The 24,820-nt window shown below is 40.9% G+C and carries 21 protein-coding genes; 14 read left to right on the top strand and 7 right to left on the bottom strand.

What is annotated here, in order from left to right:
- Positions 1-9: 9 nt before the first annotated feature.
- The 3 genes from AWW72_RS18260 to AWW72_RS18270 form a co-directional block, all read right to left on the bottom strand.
- Entirely contained in the window at positions 10-1,383 is a 1,374-nt protein-coding gene (locus AWW72_RS18260; protein WP_062848265.1) for an outer membrane protein transport protein, read from the bottom strand.
- Between the two features lie 265 nt (positions 1,384-1,648).
- Positions 1,649-2,929 carry an OprD family outer membrane porin gene (locus AWW72_RS18265; RefSeq protein ID WP_062848266.1) on the bottom strand — a complete coding sequence of 427 codons (1,281 nt, stop codon included), beginning with the start codon at positions 2,927-2,929 and terminating at the stop codon, positions 1,649-1,651.
- 32 nt (positions 2,930-2,961) lie between these two features.
- Entirely contained in the window at positions 2,962-4,308 is a 1,347-nt protein-coding gene (locus AWW72_RS18270; protein ID WP_062848316.1) for an MFS transporter, read from the bottom strand.
- Between the two features lie 518 nt (positions 4,309-4,826).
- On the opposite strand from AWW72_RS18270, the gene AWW72_RS18275 reads away from it, so the two are divergent.
- Both AWW72_RS18275 and AWW72_RS18280 read left to right on the top strand, forming a co-directional pair.
- Complete coding sequence (locus AWW72_RS18275; RefSeq protein WP_062848267.1) at positions 4,827-5,903, top strand: aromatic ring-hydroxylating dioxygenase subunit alpha; 1,077 nt, start codon at positions 4,827-4,829, stop codon at positions 5,901-5,903.
- A gap of 12 nt (positions 5,904-5,915) precedes the next feature.
- Positions 5,916-6,860: a PDR/VanB family oxidoreductase gene (locus tag AWW72_RS18280; RefSeq protein ID WP_062848268.1), complete on the top strand. Its 945-nt coding sequence runs from the start codon at positions 5,916-5,918 to the stop codon at positions 6,858-6,860.
- 43 nt (positions 6,861-6,903) lie between these two features.
- Here AWW72_RS18280 and AWW72_RS18285 read toward each other — a convergent pair whose 3' ends face one another.
- The 3 genes from AWW72_RS18285 to mhpT form a co-directional block, all read right to left on the bottom strand.
- A complete protein-coding gene (locus tag AWW72_RS18285) occupies positions 6,904-7,596 on the bottom strand; it encodes a GntR family transcriptional regulator (protein WP_077162611.1) in 693 nt (230 codons plus the stop codon).
- A gap of 123 nt (positions 7,597-7,719) precedes the next feature.
- The gene (locus AWW72_RS18290; RefSeq protein ID WP_062848269.1) at positions 7,720-8,175 is read right to left on the bottom strand and encodes a MarR family winged helix-turn-helix transcriptional regulator; all 456 of its coding nucleotides are present in this window, start codon (positions 8,173-8,175) and stop codon (positions 7,720-7,722) included.
- 70 nt (positions 8,176-8,245) lie between these two features.
- Positions 8,246-9,478: a 3-(3-hydroxy-phenyl)propionate transporter MhpT gene (mhpT, locus tag AWW72_RS18295; protein ID WP_062848270.1), complete on the bottom strand. Its 1,233-nt coding sequence runs from the start codon at positions 9,476-9,478 to the stop codon at positions 8,246-8,248.
- A 248-nt stretch (positions 9,479-9,726) separates the two neighbouring features.
- On the opposite strand from mhpT, the gene AWW72_RS18300 reads away from it, so the two are divergent.
- The 12 genes from AWW72_RS18300 to AWW72_RS19755 all read left to right on the top strand — a co-directional run bounded on the left by AWW72_RS18300 (position 9,727) and on the right by AWW72_RS19755 (position 22,398).
- On the top strand, positions 9,727-10,566 hold the full coding sequence (locus tag AWW72_RS18300) for a p-hydroxycinnamoyl CoA hydratase/lyase (RefSeq protein ID WP_171056853.1): 840 nt from the start codon (positions 9,727-9,729) through the stop codon (positions 10,564-10,566).
- Between the two features lie 37 nt (positions 10,567-10,603).
- Positions 10,604-12,055, top strand: a complete 1,452-nt coding sequence (locus AWW72_RS18305; RefSeq protein WP_062848271.1) for an aldehyde dehydrogenase — start codon at positions 10,604-10,606, stop codon at positions 12,053-12,055.
- Positions 12,056-12,137: 82 nt separating this feature from the next.
- Positions 12,138-14,024 carry a feruloyl-CoA synthase gene (locus AWW72_RS18310; RefSeq protein ID WP_171254746.1) on the top strand — a complete coding sequence of 629 codons (1,887 nt, stop codon included), beginning with the start codon at positions 12,138-12,140 and terminating at the stop codon, positions 14,022-14,024.
- Between the two features lie 82 nt (positions 14,025-14,106).
- Positions 14,107-15,246 carry an acyl-CoA dehydrogenase family protein gene (locus tag AWW72_RS18315; protein WP_062848273.1) on the top strand — a complete coding sequence of 380 codons (1,140 nt, stop codon included), beginning with the start codon at positions 14,107-14,109 and terminating at the stop codon, positions 15,244-15,246.
- 82 nt (positions 15,247-15,328) lie between these two features.
- Positions 15,329-16,579 (top strand): OprD family porin, encoded by a 1,251-nt coding sequence (locus AWW72_RS18320; RefSeq protein ID WP_005258687.1) that lies wholly within the window; start codon positions 15,329-15,331, stop codon positions 16,577-16,579.
- 57 nt (positions 16,580-16,636) lie between these two features.
- Complete coding sequence (locus tag AWW72_RS18325) at positions 16,637-17,173, top strand: DUF3237 domain-containing protein (protein ID WP_062848274.1); 537 nt, start codon at positions 16,637-16,639, stop codon at positions 17,171-17,173.
- A 39-nt stretch (positions 17,174-17,212) separates the two neighbouring features.
- Complete coding sequence (locus tag AWW72_RS18330) at positions 17,213-17,602, top strand: PaaI family thioesterase (protein ID WP_062848275.1); 390 nt, start codon at positions 17,213-17,215, stop codon at positions 17,600-17,602.
- Between the two features lie 33 nt (positions 17,603-17,635).
- Positions 17,636-19,387, top strand: coding sequence for a tannase/feruloyl esterase family alpha/beta hydrolase (locus tag AWW72_RS18335; RefSeq protein WP_062848276.1), 1,752 nt, complete (start codon positions 17,636-17,638; stop codon positions 19,385-19,387).
- Positions 19,388-19,594: 207 nt separating this feature from the next.
- Positions 19,595-20,293 carry a DUF1826 domain-containing protein gene (locus tag AWW72_RS18340; protein WP_062848277.1) on the top strand — a complete coding sequence of 233 codons (699 nt, stop codon included), beginning with the start codon at positions 19,595-19,597 and terminating at the stop codon, positions 20,291-20,293.
- A gap of 145 nt (positions 20,294-20,438) precedes the next feature.
- On the top strand, positions 20,439-21,665 hold the full coding sequence (locus AWW72_RS18345) for an acetamidase/formamidase family protein (protein WP_062848278.1): 1,227 nt from the start codon (positions 20,439-20,441) through the stop codon (positions 21,663-21,665).
- 303 nt (positions 21,666-21,968) lie between these two features.
- Positions 21,969-22,112, top strand: coding sequence for a membrane lipoprotein lipid attachment site-containing protein (locus AWW72_RS19750; protein WP_249409186.1), 144 nt, complete (start codon positions 21,969-21,971; stop codon positions 22,110-22,112).
- Between the two features lie 61 nt (positions 22,113-22,173).
- The gene (locus tag AWW72_RS19755; protein WP_249409187.1) at positions 22,174-22,398 is read left to right on the top strand and encodes a DUF4377 domain-containing protein; all 225 of its coding nucleotides are present in this window, start codon (positions 22,174-22,176) and stop codon (positions 22,396-22,398) included.
- 104 nt (positions 22,399-22,502) lie between these two features.
- Here the strand turns inward: AWW72_RS19755 and AWW72_RS18355 are convergent, their stop codons facing one another.
- A complete protein-coding gene (locus tag AWW72_RS18355) occupies positions 22,503-24,761 on the bottom strand; it encodes a TonB-dependent siderophore receptor (protein WP_062848279.1) in 2,259 nt (752 codons plus the stop codon).
- Positions 24,762-24,820 lie beyond the last annotated feature (59 nt).

The following is a 24,820-nucleotide window of genomic DNA, read 5'->3' on the forward strand; positions in this document are numbered from 1 at the left end:
TTAATCTCATTAAAATTTATAGCCAATTTTCAGACCATAACTGATTGAATGGTTATCGCTGAAATCTGCGACGTAATAGTCACTGCCCGCCTGTGCCCCAAGCTGTCCTTTGGCATCGCCTAACCAGAAATATTTAATCCCACCAGAAATAAAATATTGAGCTGTTGGACTATATTGAGCACCTAAACCTAAGTTGTAATATCCCTTAACAGGCCCACCTGTAGAGACTTTATCTCCCGCTCCCGAATCCCATCCGACCGATACACTCCCCAACCATTGAGGTGAAAATCGCTGCCCGACCCCTAAATTTGCAGACCATTGATCATCATAAAAACGAACCAGACTAAAGCCATCTGGACGGCTTGGCGTAGAAAGGACACCTACTACTTTTGAGATTTCACCAAAGCGATAAGGTTGAAAATTCAACTCACTCCAGTTCACCCAACGGACATTACCGAACAGCAAAGTCCCTGGACGTAAACCGGTCTGAAACTCAAGATTGACTGAGTCTGGGGTTTTAAACTGGGTGCTTCCTGAATCTTGGGTATGTGCCAAACCTGCAACAATCTGATTCAATGCCGCCTTTTTCTGTGGTGACATTTGACCAATAGAAATCATGTAATCTAAATGCTGGTCAACCAAATCACGGCCTTGTTGAGTTTTTAACATATCGACCAAAGGTGCATTTTCAACTGCATTCACTTTATGCTGAATTTCAGAACGATAGGTTATAGAGGCTTTGATTGCTTTTTCTGGAATTTGATAAGCGAGTCCTGCCAGCCACCCCCAATCGCCAACACTTTTGCTATGCAAGTCATAGCCATTGTAAACACTAAAGACATTGCCTCTGAGCTCAACTTCACTTTTGAAGGTCTGATAAACCGGCCCTGCATAAACGTTCCAGTTTTTATTGGGTTGATAGCCCAAAATGAGACTCAGATTTTGTATATCGAAACTTGATTTGGAATTTCCTGTGGGAATATTGCCTTGGGTTGCATTTGCCAATCTAGTAGTTGTCAGTCCAGGCAACATCACCATATCTTTGCCTGTGGCAACAAAGCTATTATTTCCTGTGTATTCTGTATCTGAACCAAAAGGCTGGTCATACAGCAAGCCAAAAGAGAACTGTGGAGCTAGCTGTAACTTTAAGGCAGCTGTGGGGCGGTAATCTGTATGACCAATATCAGAAATCGTACTATTTCCTGAATTTGTACCTGCTTCCTGCCCCTTTAAAGACGTGTCCGTAACTCCAAGACTTGCTTCAAAATAATGATCAGGCTGCAAAAATGCCGCAACAGATTGTCCTGTTTTATCAAAGGCTGCCGCATATAAAGAACCTGTCCAAATAGAGGTGATTGCTATAACTAAGATTTTCTTTTGCATTGTAAATTCCCAAATCCATCCTGGACTTTTTTTATTTTCTTGAATCAATATATGTAGATATGAAGGAATTTACTTAACCCTAAACGCCAAACACTTGGCTGTGCATGCCAATAGGCTGTGCTAAATGAAAAGAGGGTTTTAAGTGAGGGAATAAATGTTTTTAGGTGTAATAAAAAGGGATCAGAACTCCACAACCTCGCTCAAATATTGCGGAGATCCAATCTCAAGCTTCTTTTATGAAATTAAAGACGACTAGCGCAAGACATTAAAACTTAAAGCTATAGTCAATATTTAATCGTGTTTCATTGGCGGAATGGAAAGTCATATTAGTGGGCATATCGTTGCGATAATGAGAAAAGCGAGCCCGCATTCCCAAACCTTTTAACTTGCCTTCTGGAATTTTATAACCCAAATCAAATTCCATCGACTCCTCTTTAAAACGCTGATCGCCGTATTGCAACAAATCAATGTCTTCGCCTTTGGCATAGCGGGTCATAAAGCGTAGTCCGTTTAATGAAACATCCCCTAATCGCGCATTTTGAAAGTCATATTCATAACGTATCGAATAGACTTTTTCATCTTTATTTGAATAGTCTGAGCTCATAAAATCAAGCACAACTGGACTTTCTGTTCCCGACAAAAACGGCAGACCTGTTGAGCCAAATGACTGCATGTAACCCAAAGAAACCGTATGATCTTGATAGTTTAAACCAAATAAACCACTCATATGTCGGTTATCGACTTCTCCTATTTTTTTATTTCCAGCTTCTTCACTGTTAAAAAAACGTACATCACTTAAAAAGTTAAGCTGATCATTTAAAGGCTGTTTGCCGTTAAAGCCCAAAAATTGTTGCTGGTAAATGTCTTTCAGTTCGGCATGATAAGCACGTAAACGGTAATCCTTTAACTGATAACTTCCTCCCAATGTATAAAAAGAATCGGTTGTTGCCGCTTTATCAAAACGATGATTGATATTGTCCGTGCCGACATCGGTAAAACGGATTGAGTCACGTTGACGTACTTCATCAACATAAAAGCCTTCGAGTTGAAGATTTGGAATTTCATTTGAAACAAAGCGGATACCGCGATAAGTCTGTGGAAATAAACGCGCTGGCGATGAGAATATAGTCGGCAACTGTGGAACCAGATCGCCCACAAAAAGCTCATTTTTTCTAAATTTCGCCTTCCCTGTAATGCCTATTTTTCCATAATAATCGTCACGTGAGTTATCAGTATTGACTTGGAGTAAGCCACTACGCGCATAGTCATCCGCCCGATTTCCCATCAGATTAAAACCAGCCATTGCCAGCACATCAACACCGAAGCCAACTGTCCCTTCGCTATAACCAGACTGTCCTTTAAAAATTAGACCCTGCGCCCAGTCTCTAGCCGCTGTGTACGGATATGGGTCTTTTTTATAATCTCGGTCAAAGTAAAAATTACGTAGTGTCAGCTCAGCTTTACTGTCTTCAATAAACTCGGCATGCACAACTTGACTCAATAATGGGCACAAGCATACCCCCACCCACAATGGTGTCTTTTTCATTTTTTATCTCAACTATTTAATTTTTTAAGGGTTTAAGGCGCTGTTTTAAGTGCGTAATCTGGCTCTTTCTTATTTCGGTAAAAAGCATTACTCAAACTTAAAATCAGGAAAATGGCTAAAATAAAGACCACACCGTAATAAGCATAAATAGTTGCGGGTGCTATACCTTTATCTAGGAAAATACCTGCAACCGTTGGCGATAAAATTGCCCCAATTCGTCCAAAACCAATGGCATAGCCCACGCCACGACTACGAATTTCGGCATCATAAATTGTTGGAGAAATCGAATATAAACCTGCGACACAGCCATTAATCAGTGTGCCGAGTAATAACCCCACCATGAGAGCGATGCTGACTTGAGATGAGACTGCCACGAAGAGAAAAACACATGCCGAAGTAAGTCCTAAAAATAGACTTAAGGCATAGAAAATTTTCATGCGTGATGCCAATAAACCAATAATAGCCGCCCCGAAAATTCCACCAATACTAATTAAAATACCGGTACTTACGCCTTGTTCTGGCGACATCCCCATTGATATAAGAATTTTTGGTGTCCAGCTCATGACAAAGTAAAAGCCAAACATCACTAAAAAGAAGGCAAACCAAAGACAAAGTGTTTGGAATCCAAGCTGTCCTGTAAATAATTTGCTGAGTTCACTGCCATTTTGCGTACTGATTTTTTCATAATGTGGCATCACTGGTAGTTGGTTAAGGCCCATACGATTTACAGTTGCATTAATGCGTTCGAGTGCCTGTTTTGGTCGTTTCGCGAGTAAATAATCTAAAGATTCAGGTAATAACCATATGCTGATCAATAACATTGCAATGGTGGTAATGCCGCCTGCCAAGAAGATTGAACGCCAACCTAAATGCTCAATCAATGCCAGTGATAGTACTCCGCCGAGCGTCGCGCCAATTCCATAACCTGTAGACATTAAACTCACTGCAAGACTGCGCCAGCGAGCATTGGCATATTCACTTGCCAGTACATTACTACTTGCAAGGATTCCACCTACCCCAATTCCGGTAATAAATCGAAGTGCGGCCAACATGCCGTGACTTTGCACAAAAGCACAGCCCAACATGCTAAGACCTGCAATGACAAGACAAACCAAGATAAGTAAACGGCGACCGATTTTATCGGCTAATGGTGCGAGAAAAATGGAACCAGCAGCCATTCCAAAAAGGCCTGAACTGAGTAACAAGCCAATTTGTGCACCTGAAAGTGACCATTCTGCTGACACGGACGGCGCAGTAAATGCCATCACCATCACATCAAAGCCATCAATAATATTGAGACAAATACAGATCAAAATGACGAACCATTGATAACGGCTCATGTTGTTTTGATTGATCTCACTTAGAACATCTCTTTCCATTTGTGTATCTCCCAATGTGGATAAGAGATACATACGACATTGCTGATAAGAGCAATTGGGTGGTTATGCATATCCGTATCCATAATGACCTAGAGGAATATTTGTTTTGGAGCGTCCTGCTCTTTTTCTATACTGAATATTTGGATCCAAAAAATCAACAATATTTTTAAAATTTAATTACCAATGGATTAAACAATTGAAAAATATATTTATAATTTATTTTAACTTTATGAAATAAAAAATATGGATCCATAAAACATTGCCTATTTTCCTTACCACAATTCCAAATATGAGATCCAATTCAGCTTTCAATCATACAAAAATGGATCCAAATTAAGATGAATAAAAATTTAGCCTCTAAAATTCAAAGCAAATACAAGAGTCTTTAATAGCAACTAAAAATCCACAAAACAACCTAACCTAAAGATCAATATTTTTAAAAAATATACTGCCTATCAATTGACCAATATTTTTATTTATTATAAATTGGATCCAATAAGTGATAAGGAGTCGTCACAATGTTTATTAAAAATGCTTGGTATGTTGCCTGCCGCCCAGAAGAAATCCAAGACAAACCATTAGGTCGCACCATCTGTGGTGAAAAAATTGTTTTTTATCGCGGTAAAGAAAACCAAGTTGCAGCCGTTGAAGATTTTTGTCCCCATCGCGGTGCCCCACTTTCACTTGGCTATGTCGAAGATGGCAACCTTGTATGTGGTTATCATGGTTTAGTCATGGGCTGTGACGGAAAAACTGTTTCTATGCCAGCCCAACGTGTAAATGGTTTCCCTTGCAACAAAGCATATGCAGTTGTCGAAAAATTCGGTTTTATTTGGATATGGCCAGGCGAGAAAGCTTTAGCAGATGAAGCAAAACTGCCAACTTTAGAATGGGCAGATCATCCTGAATGGAGCTATGGCGGAGGCCTGTTTCACATTCACTGTGACTATCGCTTGATGGTCGATAACCTGATGGATTTAACCCACGAGACCTATGTTCACTCAAGCAGCATCGGACAAAAAGAGATTGATGAATCATTGCCTGTGACTAAAGTTGACGAGGACCATGTGGTTACCGAACGCTATATGGAAAATGTGATCGCACCTCCATTTTGGCAAATGGCCCTTCGCGGTAACCACTTAGCAGATGATGTACCTGTTGACCGTTGGCAACGTTGTCACTTCTTTGCGCCAAGTAATGTGCATATTGAAGTGGGTGTCGCACATGCTGGGCATGGTGGTTATCAAGCGCCAAGTGACAAGAAGGTTTCTTCAATCGTGGTCGATTTTATTACGCCAGAAACTGAAACCTCACATTGGTATTTCTGGGGAATGGCACGTAACTTCCAGCCAGATAATACTGAACTCACCGATCAAATTCGTGAAGGCCAAGGCAAAATCTTTACTGAAGATTTAGAAATGCTTGAGCAACAGCAGCAAAATATTTTAAACAATCCACATCGCAAATTACTCATGCTCAACATCGATGCAGGCGGTGTACAGTCTCGTAAGGTGATTGAGCGACTGCTTGCCGAAGAAAATAAAACACCTCCTGAAACGTCCGTACAGAAGTTTCCAAACATTCGGATTATTTAAAGGAGCATAAACATGGACGTTATTATTCAAAAAATTCACCAGCTCACCCCGACTATTCGTGCATTTGAATTGGTTGCAGCAAATGGTACGGAGCTGCCGAGTTTTGGAGCAGGTGCGCATATTGATGTGCATCTGAAAAACGGTCTCACCCGCCAATATTCACTTTCAAACTGCTGCACTGAAAAGCATCGCTATGTCATTGGTGTTTTACATGATGCTAATTCACGCGGTGGTTCACGTTGCATACATACTGAATATCGTGAAGGCGACCATTTAAAGATTGGTGAACCACGCAATTTATTTGAAATTCACCCTCAAACCAAACAAGCGGTTTTATTTGCGGGTGGGATTGGTATTACCCCTATTTTGTCGATGGCGTATCGGCTTAAGTCGGCCAATATTCCTTTTGAATTGCACTACTTTGTTCGTAGTCATGAAATGATTGCTTTCTATGGCAACTTAACCGAGCACTTTGGTGACCAAGTTCATTTTCATATTCAAGATCAACCAGACACCGAATGTAATATGGCAGAGGCTTTGGACCAAGCTTCACCTGATAAACACTTATATGTATGTGGACCAACAGGGTTTATGCAGTTTGTTATGAGTTCGGCTGAACAAGCAGGTTGGCATAGCGAACAGTTACATCAAGAGCATTTTGTTGCTCAAAAAGTAGATACATCTAACGATGAAGCTTTTACGATTGAAGTGAAAGGTACGGGCCGTCGAATTGAAGTATTACCAGAGCAGACTGCTACTGAGGCATTGATTGCAAATGGTTTTGATATTCCTGTTTCGTGTGAACAAGGTATTTGCGGTACCTGTATTACCCGCGTAGTAGAAGGCACGCCTGATCATCGGGATATGTTTATGACCGATGAGGAACATGCATTGAATGACCAGTTTACGCCCTGCTGTTCTCGTGCAAAAACTAAAAATCTTGTGATTGAGCTTTAATACTCAAGTTCCTTTATTCAAACATAAAGGAACTTATTTCATCTTAAGCACTTAAAACATTTCTTAAGGTTTCACCCAAAATCACTACGCTACTGTGTTCACGCATTAAGGTTTCAGCACGCCCTGCCTGACGATGTACCAAGGCATCGAAAATCGAGCAATGCTGTAAATGTGCATAGTGCAAACGGCGATATTCTGACAAAGCTTGATTCTGGTCATAGGTAATGGCTTGAGCAGAAGCCATCGGCAATTGGTTGTTTTTCGCTAAAGCTTGTATGAGTGCGACGTTTTGCGCGCCTTCAATAATGGTGTCATGAAAAATGACGTTGAAATGGTGATAACGTTCTAATTCAGCATCACCAAACTCGTCTTTATCATTAAATAGTTTTTCAGTTTCCTGAATGCAATGTTGCAACGTCTTTTTTTGCTCTTCGCTTAAGCCTTGTTCTGCCAAAGTTTTCGCAGCTAACCCTTCCAGCACACCGCGCACTTCAAGCGCATCATGAACAAGTTGTTCTGAAATTTCACGAACTGTGTAACCACGAGTTGGGTTTTTAATGAGGAGGCCTTCTTGCTCGAGCAACCGAAAGGCAATACGAACAGGCTGCCTTGAAACACCAAGTAACTCGGCAGTCGGAATTTCGGCAATTCTGGCACCGCCTTCAAGTTCCCCTGAAATAATCATTTTTCTTAGTTTAAGTAAAACTTGTTGTCCTGAAGACATTCGCTGCCACACATCACCAAAAACGTCACTTCGATGCTAGCAAGTTCATTTGTAAAATGAAATAAATTTTCTGTGTGAATCAGTGCTTAAGCATTTCTGTAGATTTTAAAAAATTAAATTACCAACCACCTTTTATCAAAGGTTTTTAAGGTTATTCACCATAATATCGAGGTTATTACGAATTAAATAAGCCAAGTTAATATCAATGCCCTCCAGCATTTTTTCCTCAACTTTTGAAACCACTTCGTTACATTTATTGAGCTTATCAATACCGCTGTCGGTCAGCGTAATTAAAATACGGCGGCCATGTGTAGGATCTGGTTTTTTCTCAATCCAGCCATTCACCAGTAGATCTTGCAAGATTTTGTTGGCTGATTGCGGCTTTATGAAAGATCGCTCAGCAAGCTTGGCATTGGATAAATTACTTTTTGAAGCTAAAACGGAAAGCGCAGTAAATTGCGGCAAGGTAATTTCAAGCTCTTTTAAATGTTCTGTTAAATGTTTACTAATAATTCGGTCAACACGAGCAATCATGTAACTTAACTTAGGCTCATCTTCTACTTTTTTTTGAACTGAATTCGAACGTACCATAACCTTTCAATCATCATAAGAAAATCTGTAGTGAAAGTATGAAGCACTAACCCCATACTTTCGTTAAAACTTAGCGAGCACCTGAGCTTTGTACTAAATGTACAGGCTGTTTAGGTTTTTTGACAAGAAGTAATGCAGAGATCGCTGCAATTAAGATCACTGGAATGCTTGAACCAATCACGATGGTCGAGCTTTGTCCAAGTGAAAGTAAAAAACCAGCCATTAAAGGTCCTGCAAAAGAACCAATACGCCCGACTGCAACTGCTGCACCTACTCCAGTTCCACGCATTTCTGTTGGGTAATACATGGCAGCCAAACCGTATAATGCCGATTGTCCACCCACAATGAATAAGCCACAACCCACTGCCGAAAGTGCAAGTAAAGCCACTGTCGGAGAAATTGCTAAACAGCACAGTGAAAATAAAATACCGAGATAAATCAGTTTAATCACAAAGCCCATACGTAATTTATCAAGCAATACACCCATGAGAATCGAACCTAAAATTCCGCCAACGTTGTAACCCATCTGCACATAGTTTGCCTGAAGTTTCGATAAGCCTTGCGCGCCCATCAGTAACGGCAACCAATTCAACAAGAAATACAGTACAACGAGCGTACAGAAAAAACTGACCCAAAGCTGAATCGTCGACATACGACGCTCTTTTGCAAATAAAACTTCCAAGAATGGCGTGGTTTTTTGCGCTTGACCTTTACGTTGTAGGTAATCATTTGACTCAGGTAAAAATCGCATAATCAGTGGAATGAGTAAAATAGGCGCAATCCCACCAATATAGAAAATATGACGCCACTCTGCATCGCCTGCCAACGACATGGCAACGACAGAGGTGAGTAATCCACCGAAAGGAATGCCGCTATACATAATACTTACCGCTGTCCCTTTATATTTATCGGGTACAGCTTCAGATGCCAGTGTAATCATCATCGGAAGTGCCCCACCCATTCCTAAACCAGTACAAAAACGAATGAGTAACAGCAAACTAAAGTTAGCAGCATAAGCCGTTAGCAAAGACATAATTCCAAAAAGTAAAATACTAAAAATCAGAATTTTCTTACGCCCGACAATATCGGCAAACCGACCACCTAATATGGCACCTGGTAGTGTTCCTAAAATTGCAGCGCTAAATGCCCACGCCATCTGTCCATTGTCCAACATAAACTCAGCCCGCATTCGTGGGGCGGCTACCCCCATTGACTGAAGATCAAAACCTTCAAAAATTGCGATTGCAAAGCATAATAGCAACGTGATTTTTGCCCTTGCAGACTGTCCTAATATCTTTTCCATTGTGTTATCCCTTATTGACTAGTCGTTCCATTTAGCCCTTTGTGTATTATTGTTTAAACACACCAAAAATATCAGTTAAACTTACCAAAAAATCAACATTTTTTTATATTAAATAATAAATAAAATTAATTAATATATAAAATACAATAGATTATAAAATATTTATGAAATTTTATAAAAAAGACTTGAATGTAAGTTTAACTGATATTAAATTAAATCCCAGAACAGCTAAAAATCATTCAAGGAGTATGAAGATGAGTTATGAAAACCGCTGGGAAACAGTAGATGTTAAAGTTGAAGATGGAATTGCATGGGTAACACTAAATCGCCCAGAAAAGAAAAATGCCATGAGCCCGACACTCAATCGTGAAATGATTGATGTACTTGAAGCGATAGAACTTGATCAAAATGCACGTGTGCTTGTGTTGACTGGTGCAGGTGATTCTTGGACAGCAGGCATGGACTTGAAGGAATATTTCCGTGAAGTCGATACTCAGCCAGAAATTTATCAAGAACGTATTCGCCGCGACTCATGCCGTTGGCAGTGGCAACTTCTTCGTATGTATTCAAAACCAACCATTGCTATGGTCAACGGCTGGTGCTTTGGAGGCGGTTTCTCACCTTTAGTGGCTTGTGACCTGGCAATTGCAGCAGATGAAGCAACTTTCGGTTTATCTGAAATTAACTGGGGGATCCCACCGGGTAACCTTGTAAGCAAAGCAATGGCAGACACTGTTGGTCACCGTGCCTCTTTGTACTACATCATGACGGGTAAAACCTTTAGTGGTAAAGAAGCTGAAACTATGGGTCTTGTGAATAAAAGCGTACCGCTTGAACAGTTAAAAGCAGAAGTGACTGAGCTTGCAAACTGTCTACTTGAGAAAAACCCTGTGGTTCTTCGTACCGCTAAAAATGGATTTAAGCGTTGTCGTGAACTGACTTGGGATCAAAATGAAGACTACTTATATGCCAAACTTGATCAATGTATCCACCGCGATACAGAAAACGGTCGCCAAGAAGGTTTGAAACAATTTTTAGATGAAAAATCAATTAAACCGGGTTTACAGAGCTATAAACGTACTGGTTAACTTTTGATTCTCTAATGGCAATGTAAGGACACAACCCATGCAAAATGTACAGTTACTTATTCACGGTCAATCTATTGATGCATCAAATCAGGCAACGTTTGAGCGTATTAGCCCCATTGATGGATCAGTGGCAACGAAAGCCGCTGCTGCAACTTTGGACGATGTTGATCGTGCAATAGACTCGGCACAACAAGCTTTTAAAATATGGTCGAAACTCTCGCCTACCGAACGTCGCTTACGTTTGATAAAAGCAGCCGATTTAATGGACCAAAAGACCGAGCAATTCATTGAAACTGGAATGCAGGAAACAGGTTCAACTGCGACATGGTATGGGTTTAATGTTCACCTTGCTGCCAACATGTTACGTGAAGCCGCAGCCATGACCACACAAATTGACGGAAGCTTAATTCCGTCAGATGTGCCGGGAAATCTTGCAATGGGTGTCCGAGTTCCTTGTGGTGTGATTGTAGGGATTGCACCTTGGAACGCCCCTGTCATTTTGGCAACACGTGCGCTTGCTATGCCTTTGGCTTGTGGTAACACGGTAGTGTTAAAAGCATCGGAAGCCTGCCCAGCAACACATCGTCTCATTGGTGAAGTGTTACATGAAGCAGGTCTTGGTGAAGGTGTGGTGAATGTGATTACGCATGCCGCCGAAGATGCACCACAAATCGTGGAGCGTTTAGTGTCTCACCCAGCCGTGAAACGCATTAATTTTACGGGTTCAACCAAAGTCGGAAAAATTATTGCCGAGACTGCTGCCAAATATTTAAAACCTGTTTTGCTTGAACTTGGTGGCAAAGCCCCTGTTGTGGTTTTAAATGAAGCTGACATTAATGAAGCCGTAAATGCAGTTGCTTTTGGAGCGTTCTTTAATCAGGGACAAATTTGTATGTCGACCGAACGTGTTTTGGTTCAAGACAAAATTGCCGACCAGTTTATTGAAAAACTGATTGAGAAAACCCGCTCTATTCGGGCAGGTAATCCAACTTCAAAAGACAATGTACTCGGTGTTTTAGAAAGTCGGCGTGCTGCAAACCGTATTCAGCATTTGCTGGAAGATGCACAAAGCAAAGGTGCTGACTTACCTTTAGGTATTCATATTGAAGACACCACCATGCAACCGACGCTGGTGCTCAATATTAAACCTGACATGCTGCTTTACCGCGAAGAATCATTTGGGCCTGTATGCACAGTTCAACGTTTTTCAAGCATTGAAGAAGGTATAGCATTGGCAAATGACAGCGAGTTCGGTCTGTCTTCAGCAGTGTTTAGCCAGAATATTTCGCAAGCATTAGAAGTCGCTCACCAGATTGATTCGGGTATTTGTCACATTAACGGCGCAACCGTACATGACGAAGCTCAAATGCCATTTGGCGGAACAAAATCGAGTGGTTACGGACGTTTTGGTAGTAAAGTCTCTATTGCCGAATTTACCGAACTACGCTGGATTACCATTCAAACCCAATCACGTCATTACCCGATTTAGTCAGGCTAATGCGGACACAGACATATTAAATAAAAATTGCATGATGCAAAAAAATAAAGCGCAGTGATGCGCTTTCCATGGAGTGAAAGAAATGCAAATGAATGCCACTCAATCACAAGACCGCGAACGGTTCGTAAAATTAGGGCAACATGATATTCATTATCACCATAAAGATGACACGCTCTATATCAGCCCAAAAGAGCAATTAAAACCGTATCCACAAAAACTGACAGATCGGTTAATTCATTTTGCACAAACTAAACCAGACCATATTTTTGCAGCAAAACGTAATGCTCAAGGTGAATGGGTCAAACTGAGTTATGCAGAAGTTTTACAACGTGCATGGCACATTGCTCAGGCATTACATGAACGTAAGTTAAGCCAAGAAAGACCACTCGTTATTTTAAGTGGTAATGATCTCGAACATTTAACACTGTCTATGGCTGCCATGCTGGCAGGTGTGCCTTTCTCTGCTATTTCGCCCGCCTACTCTCTGATTTCTCAAGACTTTGGCAAACTCAAACATGTGTTTGAAGTGCTGACACCTGGTATGGTCTATGCCAGTGATGGACAAGCCTTTGCCAAAGCCATTCAAGCTTGTATTACATCCGACATTGAAGTGGTGACCAATAAAGGAATTGTAGGCGATCAGATCTGCACATCTTTTCAGTCGCTATTAGATACGCCAGTTTCAAATGTACAAGAGTTTTATCAAACCCTTGATGAAAACCAGATTGCTAAATTTCTATTTACGTCAGGTTCAACCAAATTACCTAAAGCTGTGCCGACCACGCATTTAATGTTGTGTGTTAATCAGCAAATGTTATTGCAGACTTTCCCTGAGTTTGAAGAAACACCACCTGTCCTACTGGACTGGCTGTCTTGGCACCACACATTTGGCGGTAGTCACAATGTCGGCATTGCGCTCTATAACGGCGGTACCATTTACATTGATGATGGCAAACCCGTTGCAGAAAAATTTGACGAAACCATTCGTAATCTCAAAGAAATTTCTCCAACCGTTTATTTAAATGTGCCAAAGGGTTGGGAAGAACTCACCGAAGCTTTAGAAAAAGATGAAGAATTAAGAGACCGCTTTTTTGCCAAAGTTAAAATTTTATTCTTTGCAGGTGCAGCACTTTCAGAAGCGGGCTGGAACAGACTCGATAAAATTGCTCAGCAACATTGCGGAGAAAAAATTCGCATTATGAGCGGATTGGGCATGACTGAAACTGCACCCTCTTGTGCATTCACGACTGGCCCACGCGTGATGGCTGGCTTTATTGGTTACCCAGCGCCGGGATGCGAAATCAAGTTGGTTCCATGTGGTGACAAACTAGAGTTTTGTGTTCGCGGCAAACATGTCATGAAAGGCTATTGGCGCTTAAAAGAAGACCAGCAAAGCACTGTTTTTGACGATGAAGGCTTTTTCCATACGGGTGATGCTGTTCATTTAGTCGATATCAATGATCCGACTAAAGGCCTGATGTACGATGGACGAATTGCTGAAGACTTTAAACTCAATACGGGTACTTTTGTGAATGTGGGCACACTACGCAATAAAGTGCTCATTCAAGGTAATTTACTGGTTCAAGATGTCTGCATTACAGGCTCAAACCTGAATGCTGTTGGTTTTCTTATTTTTCCAAAACTAGACGCGTGTGCTCAACAAGCTGGTCTTAAGCTGGGCGAACATTCTGCAACAGAGATATTACAGCATCCTAAAGTTCAGCAATGGTTCCGCCAATTTTTAACGACCTTTAATAAAGATGCGACTGGTAGCTCAAATACAGTCTCAATGCTTTATTTAATGACCGAGCCACCTCAACTCGATGCAGGCGAAGTGACCGATAAAGGCAACCTCAATCAAAGCAATATTACCAAGCGTCGAGCCGCTTTAATTGATGAACTTTATCAAAAGCAAACTGATAACCCGCTGATTATTCGGGTGCCCACCTTAAAGCAATAAGCATAAGCAATTGAAATAAAAAAAGGAAGCTCAAACTTCGGTTTGGGCCTTAGCCTCACTTTTGCCTAAAAAAAGGTTCAACATGCCACACGATACAGAATTTGAACTATTTCGAGACAGCTACCGCAGGTTCTTAAAAGAACAAGTTGCTCCGTATTATGAACAGTGGGAACACGATGGCCTCATCCCGCGTGATCTATGGCTTCGTCTTGGGGAAAATGGCTTTTTGTGTGTTGATGTGCCCGAGGAATATGGCGGCTACGGCGCTCCTATTCATTACTCACTCATGCTAGTTCAAGAAACTGCTCAAGCTGGTTTTGCATCTTTGGCAGTCGCGATTGGTGGACAAAATGAGTTGGTCTCTCCTTACCTACAAAATATCGGGTCCGAAGAGCAAAAACGTTATTGGTTACCGAAAATGGTCACAGGTGAAGTCGTCACTGCAATTGCCATGACAGAGGCCAATGCAGGTTCAGACTTACAGGCCATCCGTACTCAAGCGATTTTAGAAAATGACCACTACCGTATTAATGGTTCAAAAACTTTTATCTCAAATGGATTACATGCCGATCTGATCGTTTTGGTAGCAAAAACCAATCCGCAAGCCAAAGCAAAAGGTATTTCAATTTTCTTAGTTGATGCTGATTTAGACGGCGTCAAAAAAGGCCGCTCTTTACAAAAAATCGGGCTGCATGCCCAAGATACAGCTGAACTGTTTTTTGATGATGTCTGTGTGCCTACGACTCAGCGTTTGGGTGAAGAAGGACAAGGTTTTGCTTATTTAATGCAAGAGTTACCGCGTGAGCGTTTGAGCATTTCTATGATGGCTTTGGGATCGATTTTGGGGGCTATTGAAATCACCAAAGACTATGTACTGGAACGTAAAGCTTTCGGACAACCGTTAAGTCAAATGCAAAACACGCGCTTTGTGCTGGCAAATGCGCAAATCAAAGCAAAAGCTGCTCAAGCCTTTGTAGATCAATGCGCAGCCCTGTATCAACAACACCATTTAAGCGTAACCCAAGTTGCCGCATTGAAATGCTTTATTACCGATGTTCAATGTGAAGTGATTGATCAGTTACTTCAGCTTTTTGGTGGCTACGGTTACATGCAGGAATACTCGATTTCACGCTTTTTTGTGGATGCACGGGTACAGAAAATTTATGGGGGAACCAATGAAATTATGAAGGAAATCGTGGCCCGAGAACTGCTCGGAAAATAATTCGCTTTAAAAACTAAATCAGGCAGACACAACAATCATGCCTTATTGAAAACAAAAAAATGATATTTCAGGAAGAAATGCGATGTCGAAATTATGGATGTACTCTACCCTTATGCTCTCAGGCTCGGTCTGGGCGGGCAGTTTTATTGATAACAGTTCAGTAGAACTCACCACACGAAATTTCTATTTTGACCGTGACTACAAAGAGCAATCCGCTTACCCCGCTGCCAAGGACTGGACGCAAGGGTTTATTCTCAAAGCCAACTCAGGTTATACCGAAGGGACAATCGGTTTTGGCTTGGATGTACTGGCAACAGCAGGTTTTAAACTCGATGCTGATGCCGAACATGCTGGTACTGGCAATTTACTCAGAAATGCGGTCACCAATGAACCCGCCGATTCTTATGGAGAAATTGGGGTTACCGCAAAAGCCAAAATGAGCCAGACCGAGCTACGGATCGGTACGCTTATGCCGATGAATCCTGTTCTAGTGGCTTCACCTGCTCGTTTGCTTCCTCAGACTTATCGAGGTATTTCACTGACCAGTAAAGATATTAAAGACTTCGACTTACAGGCAGCCTATCTCGATAAAGTGAATCATCGTGATTCGACCGACTACGAAAAAATTAAAATTTCAGGCGTGAATGGACGTTTCAAAGGTGCTGAAACCGATGGGCTCTATTATTTAGGGGGGAACTATCAGCTCAATCCCGCATTCAAGCTCACCGCTTTTTATATGGATGTTGATGATCTATATAATCAGACTCTGGTCGGTGTATTACACCAATATAAAATTAATGACAGCACAAATCTGAGTTCACAATTACGCTACTACCGCAGCCGCGATGACGGACAAGCAAAAGCAGGCTTAGTCGATAATGACCTGTATCATGCGCATTTCGAACTCAAACATCAAAACCATAAATTTATTTTTGGAACTTTCCAACACCACGGCGACACTGCCTTCCCGTATTTGACTGGAGGTGAAACTGGCTTACTCATTGATACATGGCCGGGTGAGTTTTTAAACCCAAAAGAAAAAGCCTATAGCTTCCGTTATGAATATGACTTTAAAGATTATGTACCGGGTTTACGTTTTATGACCCGTTACACCACAGGTCACAATATTTATGCACCCAACTTAGGTGGCACCAATCTAAAAGAACGCGAAACAGACTTTGATTTAGGTTACACCGTTCAAAGTGGCTGGTTAAAAAATCTAGGGTTACGCGCGCGCTATGCCATTTATGACAACAACATGCTCTCTACAGCCAACATCAAACCTGTCAATGAAACCCGTATCAACATCGACTACACATGGAAATTTAAATAATTCAAAACAAGAGGTTCTGTCACAGATAGAACCTCTTTTTATTTCGGAAAATTCATCATGAAGAAAGTTGTAACACTACTCTGCGGAATGAGTCTGATTGCCCTGACTCATGCCGAAACGCAATATAGCCCACCACCCATTCAACTTGAGCCTTTAGCAAAATTTAGTGTTGATCTGAATGCACCTGTTTGGGAATTAGGTACCACCAGTGATGCAGGTAAACGCCGAATTATTCCGATTACAGGTGGGACATTTGCAGGGAAATCACTTAAGGGCCACATTTTAAATAATGGCGCAGATTGGCAAATTGTCGACAGTAAAGGGTTGGCAATTATTGATACGCGATATTTGTTAGAAACCGATGATGGTGCGCTTATTTACCTTCAAACCAAAGGTTACCGACATGGCTCAGCCGAAACGCTAAAACAGCTTGCCCAAGGCAAAGATGTCGACCCGAAAAATTACTATTTCAAAATCACCATGCAGTTTGAAACCAGCTCACCTAAATATGCATGGCTTAACCAGACCGTTGCAGTAGGTAGTGCTATGCGTTTGGGCAAAGCGGTTATTTATGATGCCTATACGCTGAAATAATAATTTTTATAACACTTACAAAAGGATGGACCCTTCATTATGGATCAAAAAACTTTAGAACACTTACCGCCCATCCATCACCATTTGGGTGGACACAATATTCATTGGAATGACAAGAACACTGAACTCACCATCCACTACACGGCGCTAGAAAGCTTTACCAATCCACGCGGCACCGTTGAAGGTGGCATGATCTGCGCCATGCTTGACGATGTGATGGGAGTTTTTGCATATCTCGCCAATGGCCATAAACCCGCTACCACCATCAACTTAACGATGGATTTTTTAAGGCCCTGTACTGTGGGCGAAGTCATTACAAAATGTCGATTCATTAAACAAGGCAAAACTGTACTGAATCTCGAAAGTGAGGCTTGGCAAAACAACAAAATGATTGCACGAAGCACAGCTAATTTTCTGGTTTTAGATTAATTACTACCATTCATTCAATAAGGATATGAATAAATGAATTACACCAACAATAAACGAATTTTGACCCACTCCGTTTTAATGCTTGCCATGCTTGGTTCTTTGGCAGGCTGTGGAAGTGATAATGATGACACAACGTTTCCGTCAACAACGAAACCACCGCAGTTATCTCCTGCTGTTGGCGTAAAAATGACAGGAAGCTGTACCGACTTACTTGGGTTTCAGTACAACAATACAGTCATTAGCTCAGCTACCCTTCAAGAAGCAGGCACATTGACTGTCGCCAACAAACCGATTGGCGCTCATTGTTTAGTCAAAGGTTATATAGACCAACGTGTAAGCCCTGTCGATGGACAAACCTATCAAATTGGTTTTGAAATGCGCTTACCTGTTGATTGGAACGGCCGTTTTCTCTATCAAGGCAATGGTGGAACCGATGGTAACTTAGTACCTGCAACGGGTCAGGTTGGTAGCGGTGGTCCACTCACCAATGCCCTGCATGATGGTTTTGCTGTTATTTCTTCCGATGCCGGACATAATGCTTCACAAAATCCAATGTTTGGTTTAGACCCTCAAGCCAGAATTAACTACGGCTACGGTGCGATTACCAAACTCACGCCTATGGCAAAAAACCTAATTAAAACAGCATATGGTAAATTGCCAGACCGCTCCTATGCAGGCGGCACATCGAACGGTGGGCGTCATGCCATGATTGCTGCAACCCGTTTAGGCGATCAATATGATGGTATTTTGGCAAGTACACCAGGTTTTCATTTACCTCGTGCAGCTGCGGCTCAACTCTATACAGCACAGCAGCTCCGTCGTGTCGCAACAGATGAAAATGACCTAAGTACCGCCCTTACCCTTCCAGAGCGTAAAGTTTTAGCAAAAGCGATTTTAGATCGATGCGATGCTTTAGATGGTGTTGCAGATGGCTTGGTTCAAGATGTTGAGGCTTGCCGTACAGCTTTTGATATTCACAAAGATGTACCCGTTTGCTCAAGCACAAGAGATGGTACTTGTTTAAGTACCGAACAAATTGATGTATTAGCCAACATTTACCGCGGCCCTGTAAATTCTGCTGGACAAGCACTTTATGCAACTCAGCCTTTCGACCCCGGTTTAGTTGGCAGTAACTGGGCAAGCTGGAAATTTGAATCTTCGGTGGGAACAGCACGTGATCCTGTTGCAGTCGGCATTCTGTTTCAGGTTCCACCAGACCCAACCATGACGCAAAACTCTAGACAATTTGCCTTTAATTTTAACTTCGATACTGACTATCCAAAACTCTCGGCAACCAATGATGTATACACCGAAAGCTCCATGTCATTCATGATGCCACCCGATGAACTCAATCTAGATAAACTCCGCAATCACGGTGGCAAAATGATTGTGGTACAAGGCACAGCAGACGGCGTTTTCTCTGTAGATGACACCCAAAATTGGTACGATCAACTACTACAACACTATAAAAATGATGCAAAAGGCAAAGCACCTGAATTTGCACGTTTCTTTAGAGTTCCGGGCATGAACCATTCCCGTGGTGGCATTGCAACCGACCAATTTGATGCTTTAACCACTTTAGTCAACTGGGTTGAATATGGACAGGCACCAGACCGTATCATTGCGACTGCGCGCGGTACAGGCAATCCAAGTGGTGAAGTGAATACTGAACTTCCGCAAGATTGGGCAGCAAACCGCACCCGTCCACTTTGTCCTTACCCACTGGTTGCCCGTTACAAGGGTCAAGGTGATAGTGAAAAAGCTGAAAACTTTAGCTGTAAATAAGTCCGTTGCAATTAAAAGAGAGCTTATTTAAGCTCTTTTTTATTTTTTAAGAATCGTGGAGGCAAGCAGATGATTTTCATAAATATCGTTTTATAAATCATCTATTTCCCCCTAAGAGCCCAAATTTATTCGCCTATAGCTCAAAATAAAAAAAACTTTAAAATGAAGTGTAATATTATTGGATATAGTCTCTTTTTTATTTCTGCTATGAACAATACGCTCTCTAACAACAAACAAGTTGGAATAGTTTCTACTTTTTCCGAACTTATAAGCACCCATTTTCAAGGAGAGATGAATGCTATTTGCTGGTACAGAAATTTGGTTGGCGATTTTAAAGAAATTGTGGCTCAACTTCAGTTAAAAGAGAACGTTACAGAAATTTCAATAGAAGATCTTTTAGCACTGCAACTTTCAGTACAAGGTCATCTGGCAAGAGAAATTATCTTAAATGATATGCAATTATTAGCTGATCTTGGAGCCTCGCCTGCGCTTAATTTAATTCAAAGTTACGAACGCGATGATGAACTGAATTTCATTTCAACAGATGTGTATTCCTATCACGTCGATCGTTCACCCATCGAAACAGATACATTTTTATGCACCTATCATGGTGCTGCTAGCGAAATCCTGCCCAATGATCAGGCACAACAAAAGGTTTTAATTCCAGAAATCAGAGAACAGCTCAGAAAATTACATGACGGGCCAGAAGCTGAATTTGAGCATTTCTTGCAAGAATACTTTTTTGATTTGCATTATCAGGCCCAGCCTGATGCACAACCGGTCAATTTAGGTGTGGGACATCTTTGGCGTTTGGCCGTCGATCATCCAACCCAACAGGTCTTGCCTTGTGTGCATAGAGCACCGATTGAAAAAGATGGCGAATATAGGTTGCTGTTGATTTGTTAGGAGGCTAATGCACTAGATTAGACAGCTATTGTGTGAATATAGTGCATTTTTCATTTAAATTATCCAATAAAATAGAATTTTAGCGTGGCATAAAATTTGCTCTAAACATATCCGTTATTTTTTAAAATTCATTAGGATATGTTTTATGTTTAAGCGCTCGCTCCTCTCTTTTGTCATTCTCAGCAGTTTTGCGACGTCAACGGTTTACGCAGAAAGTTTTAATATTCTTAAACAGATCTCAAATAAACCTGTCCAGCTAAAAAATGGTGACTATAAAGGCAATTATTATGTTCCTTCGACTTTAGAGACCATCACTTGGGGCTATTTACCCAATAAAGACGCCAAGCCTGTTATTGCTGTTCCATCAGGAAGTGTGGTGACCTTTGATACGGTCTCACATGAAGGCTTATTGGAGGATCAAGGGCGTGATGCAGAAAAATATTTTAAATCGAAAGGTGTAAAAGCTGAAAATATTCTCGATGAAGCAAAAACAATTACGAAGTCTAATTTAAAACATGATTTTCATCAGGATGGCCCGCATATCGTCACTGGACCTGTTGAAATTCAAGGTGCACAACCCGGTGATATTTTAAAAGTCGAAGTCATTAAAGTTCAACCTCGTGTTCCTTACGGCGTGATTTCCAATCGTCATGGTAAAGGAGCGCTGGTGGGTGAATTTCCTAAAACACCTAAACAAGAAAATGCATCTGCTGCTCACCCAGAACGTTATGGGAATGTTTCAGTATTTACCCCAATCGAAAAAAACGCCAAAGGTGAATACGAAGGCGTACTCAAAACAGAATCAGGAAAAGCGATTCGTTTCCCGCTTTATCCATTTATGGGCATCATGGGAGTAGCGGCCAATACATCTGAGCCTGTCCATTCTGTCCCGCCTGCAATGTATGGCGGCAATATTGATATCAATGAGTTAGGCGCTGGATCAACCATTTATTATCCAGTACAAGTTCCCGGTGCGCTGTTCTATACAGGCGATAGCCATTTTTCACAGGGTGATGGCGAAGTTGCGCTGACAGCGCTAGAAGCATCCGCTCGTGCAACCCTTAAATTTACCTTATTAAAAGCAGGCAAAGATAAAATCCCGGGTAAGGAAATTGTGCAGCCTTTGGCAGAGAATGCTGAATTCTGGATTACGCCAGGACTGGATGAGGATTTAGATGAAGCTATGAAAAAATCGACTCGTGAAGCAATCCGTTTTTTAAATCAGGAATATGGCATTGATGAAGCGCTTGCTTATGCTTATCTAAGTGCAGCCACAGATTTTGAGGTTTCGCAGGTGGTGGATAAAACCAAAGGAATTCACGCAAAAATACGTAAAGCTGATTTTAAAGAATTTAATCAAGCAGCCAAATAATATGGTTAATTCCTAATTGTTATTTTGCTCAGAGAGTTAGCGTGTATCACTTGGCTCTTTGAGCTTTATATTTAATTGATACGAATGACAATAATGTGAGAATATTCCTATTCACGCTATATATTCTCTACAATGACCAGTAGAGATGGAATAAAACACGTTCCGTTGGTTAGGAATATCACCCAATATCTTAGAAAAAAGATACTAGATTGCTCAATAAAAATGATAATTAGTTAACACTTTATTAACATCAGTTCTTATGATTTCTTTTATGATGAGACTGTTCAATAATTGAGAAAACAAATGAAAAAAATCTTATTTATAGCATTAACAACAATTGCCCTAACAGCTTGTTCAAAAGACGCGAATAAACAGACTGAGACCAAACCCACAACTGAAGATAAATCTGTCACTGCACAAACAAACGGGAGCAGAGCAAACGCCTAATCGAGTTTCCTATCTTGAGATTTCTCCAAAAACTCAAAAATGTGATGCTGGAGCAGGACAAATGGATTGCTTACAAGTTAAACAACTTGATTATAAAGATGGGCAAAAAACATATAAGAGCAAAGATTGGGAAAATTTCTATGCAGGAATCGAAGGTTTTACGCATAAGAGCAATGAACAAGTCCTTATTCGTGTTAAAGAATATGACATCCCGAATCCACCAGCTGATGGCTCAAGTGTTCGTTATGTGCTAGATGAAGTGATTGAAACGGTTCCTAGCAAATAAAAGTTTTTAAATAAAAAGCACTTGGTTTTAGTACCGAGTGCTTTTTATTTTTAAAACCTGAACTGTTTAGTTGGCGGCCCGCCTACACCTTTCTTATATATGATTTAGAATTTTGCTCGCAAAGATAAGGTTACATTACGTGGTTCTCCCCAATACACGCCATTATAAAACCCTATTTCCTGATAGTACTTTTTATCAAATAAATTAGTAACTTGAATATTAGCACTCAGATCTTTACTTAATTCATAGCCAATATTGGCGTTTGCTAAAAAATATGCATTTTGTCGAATAAAACCATCTGTATTCGATGGTGCTCCACCCCATTTGCGCTTTACTTCACTTTGCCAATTTATCCCAAAGCCTACGTTTACCTTATTTGCACCATCCCATAAATTTTCTGGTAATTTAAAGTTGGTATAAACCTTCGCTAAGTTTTGGGGAATAGAGGTAGAAGCACTTACTTGTTCTGAACTTATACTGTTTACATAGGTATAACCAGCTGTAATATTCCAATTAGGTGTGATCTGCCCAATAGCCTCGAGTTCAAAACCTTCAATTTTTAACCCCTCACCTGATGCTTTCATTGGATCAGCACCATCATCTGTTTTAATACCCGCAGCGACTGCTTCACTATCAAGTATGGCAACATTCGATTTTTTAGACCAAAAAGCAGCAGCTGTTGCCAGTAATTGATTGTCTAGCAAACTTGCTTTCAAACCTGCTTCATAACTTTTACCAACTTCTGGCTCCAAGAAACTATTATTACGGTCTTTTTGACTACTTGGATTAAACATATCGGTATAACTGGTATAGGCCGTTATAAAATCATTAAGATCATACGTCACCCCAAAGTAAGGCGTAAATGCATCAGCTTTTACATCACTTTTCGTTCCATTCGTCGCTGAATAATCACTATAGCGTCCGCCTACAATTAATTTTAATTCATCGGTAACATTGAGTTTTAAAGTGCTATATACCCCATAATTACGTTGTTTGGCATCTTTGGTTGCTGGCGTAATGGTATAATCTGGTTTAATGGTTGCATTGCCATCCCATGTACGCCAATCATTAATCACGCATGTATCACCAATATTATTAGAAGGTAAAGTGACATCATTCACTTTTTTAGTACAGGTCAATTGACCACTCGCCAAACCATTGAGCTGACCTGAAGGACTATCTGTAGAACGGTCAAAGCCATTAGCACCAATAATAAGTTCATGTTCGCGATTAAATAACTTAAAAGGACCACTCGCATAAAGCTCTAAACTGGTTTTTTTAGACTCTGATGTTGGATAGACTGTTGACCATACTCCGACTCCTGTCCCATCATTTTGATTCGGGAAACCAGAACCGCCATAGGACATCAACCAAAAACTTTTGGATAATGAATATGCCGCAGCAGCCTTGATCATCCAATTATTATCAAATTTATAGGTCAAATCGGCAAATGCTGTTTTATCTCGTTGACTAATGGTGTTCCAGCTATTCGCCAAGCTAAAATTTCTTGGTAAATTAGCAAGCGAACCATCTTGATTCCAGTAAGGTACTGTTCCCCATGTCGAACCACGAGGCTGATTGTCTTGATACTGGAAGCCAACACTACCCGTTAATTTTTCTGTAATATCGGCTTCTACCATTGCCATTGCAGCCAAAGTTTCTAGAGAGTAGTAATCCATATATGAATCACCCTCAGTTCGGGCTGCCATCACTCGGCTTCTTACACTTCCATCTGTGGATAATGGAATCGAAACGTCAACTTCATTACGAACTTTATTCCAACGGCTAAATGAAGTTGCTACATTACCCGACAGTTCTTTAGTTGGTCGCTTACGAATCATATTAATGGTCGCAGAAGGATTTCCTGTACTCCCTGTTAAACCCGTCGCACCCTTCACAACCTCAATACGGTCAAAGAAAAAACTATCTACACGTGGACTATTTTCACCTATTGGCATTCCATCGATTTGTCGATTTGTAATTGCATAACCTCTCGCAAAATAATTTGAACGCTCGCTATCACTTTTAGTGACTGTTACCCCAGGTGTAGCAGCAAGGACATCATCGATAATATTTAGATTTCGCTGTTCTATCTGTTCTCGTGTAATCACACTGACTGATTGAGGGGTTTCTTTTAAAGAAAGTTTAAGCTTGGATGAACTTCTAGATGAGTTCGCTTTAAAACTTTTATTCCCTTCAGTTTTTTCATCTTCTTCCGCAGTAACTTTTATCGTAGGTAAGATTGAAGATGATTCCTTGGCCAAAAGCTGTTCTTCTGCAAGCGCACTGTTTGATAAAACGCCCCACACTAAGATTGACTTTATCGCAATATTTAAAGCAGTTTTTCTGATCTGGCTGTCCATAATATTTTAACAAATAAACAAGAATCATTATTATTATCATTTAGCCAACAAAAACAAAC

Source organism: Acinetobacter sp. NRRL B-65365 (genome assembly GCF_001605865.1).
Taxonomy (GTDB): Bacteria; Pseudomonadota; Gammaproteobacteria; order Pseudomonadales; family Moraxellaceae; genus Acinetobacter; species Acinetobacter vivianii.

Coding starts and splice junctions, on each gene's coding strand:
- AWW72_RS18260 (WP_062848265.1), bottom strand. CDS start 1,383: ATGCAAAAGAAAATCTTAGTTATAGCAATCACCTCTATTTGGACAGGT.
- AWW72_RS18265 (WP_062848266.1), bottom strand. CDS start 2,929: ATGAAAAAGACACCATTGTGGGTGGGGGTATGCTTGTGCCCATTATTG.
- AWW72_RS18270 (WP_062848316.1), bottom strand. CDS start 4,308: ATGGAAAGAGATGTTCTAAGTGAGATCAATCAAAACAACATGAGCCGT.
- AWW72_RS18275 (WP_062848267.1), top strand. CDS start 4,827: ATGTTTATTAAAAATGCTTGGTATGTTGCCTGCCGCCCAGAAGAAATC.
- AWW72_RS18280 (WP_062848268.1), top strand. CDS start 5,916: ATGGACGTTATTATTCAAAAAATTCACCAGCTCACCCCGACTATTCGT.
- AWW72_RS18290 (WP_062848269.1), bottom strand. CDS start 8,175: ATGGTACGTTCGAATTCAGTTCAAAAAAAAGTAGAAGATGAGCCTAAG.
- mhpT (WP_062848270.1), bottom strand. CDS start 9,478: ATGGAAAAGATATTAGGACAGTCTGCAAGGGCAAAAATCACGTTGCTA.
- AWW72_RS18300 (WP_171056853.1), top strand. CDS start 9,727: ATGAAGATGAGTTATGAAAACCGCTGGGAAACAGTAGATGTTAAAGTT.
- AWW72_RS18305 (WP_062848271.1), top strand. CDS start 10,604: ATGCAAAATGTACAGTTACTTATTCACGGTCAATCTATTGATGCATCA.
- AWW72_RS18315 (WP_062848273.1), top strand. CDS start 14,107: ATGCCACACGATACAGAATTTGAACTATTTCGAGACAGCTACCGCAGG.
- AWW72_RS18320 (WP_005258687.1), top strand. CDS start 15,329: ATGTCGAAATTATGGATGTACTCTACCCTTATGCTCTCAGGCTCGGTC.
- AWW72_RS18325 (WP_062848274.1), top strand. CDS start 16,637: ATGAAGAAAGTTGTAACACTACTCTGCGGAATGAGTCTGATTGCCCTG.
- AWW72_RS18330 (WP_062848275.1), top strand. CDS start 17,213: ATGGATCAAAAAACTTTAGAACACTTACCGCCCATCCATCACCATTTG.
- AWW72_RS18335 (WP_062848276.1), top strand. CDS start 17,636: ATGAATTACACCAACAATAAACGAATTTTGACCCACTCCGTTTTAATG.
- AWW72_RS18340 (WP_062848277.1), top strand. CDS start 19,595: ATGAACAATACGCTCTCTAACAACAAACAAGTTGGAATAGTTTCTACT.
- AWW72_RS18345 (WP_062848278.1), top strand. CDS start 20,439: ATGTTTAAGCGCTCGCTCCTCTCTTTTGTCATTCTCAGCAGTTTTGCG.
- AWW72_RS19750 (WP_249409186.1), top strand. CDS start 21,969: ATGAAAAAAATCTTATTTATAGCATTAACAACAATTGCCCTAACAGCT.
- AWW72_RS19755 (WP_249409187.1), top strand. CDS start 22,174: ATGGATTGCTTACAAGTTAAACAACTTGATTATAAAGATGGGCAAAAA.
- AWW72_RS18355 (WP_062848279.1), bottom strand. CDS start 24,761: ATGGACAGCCAGATCAGAAAAACTGCTTTAAATATTGCGATAAAGTCA.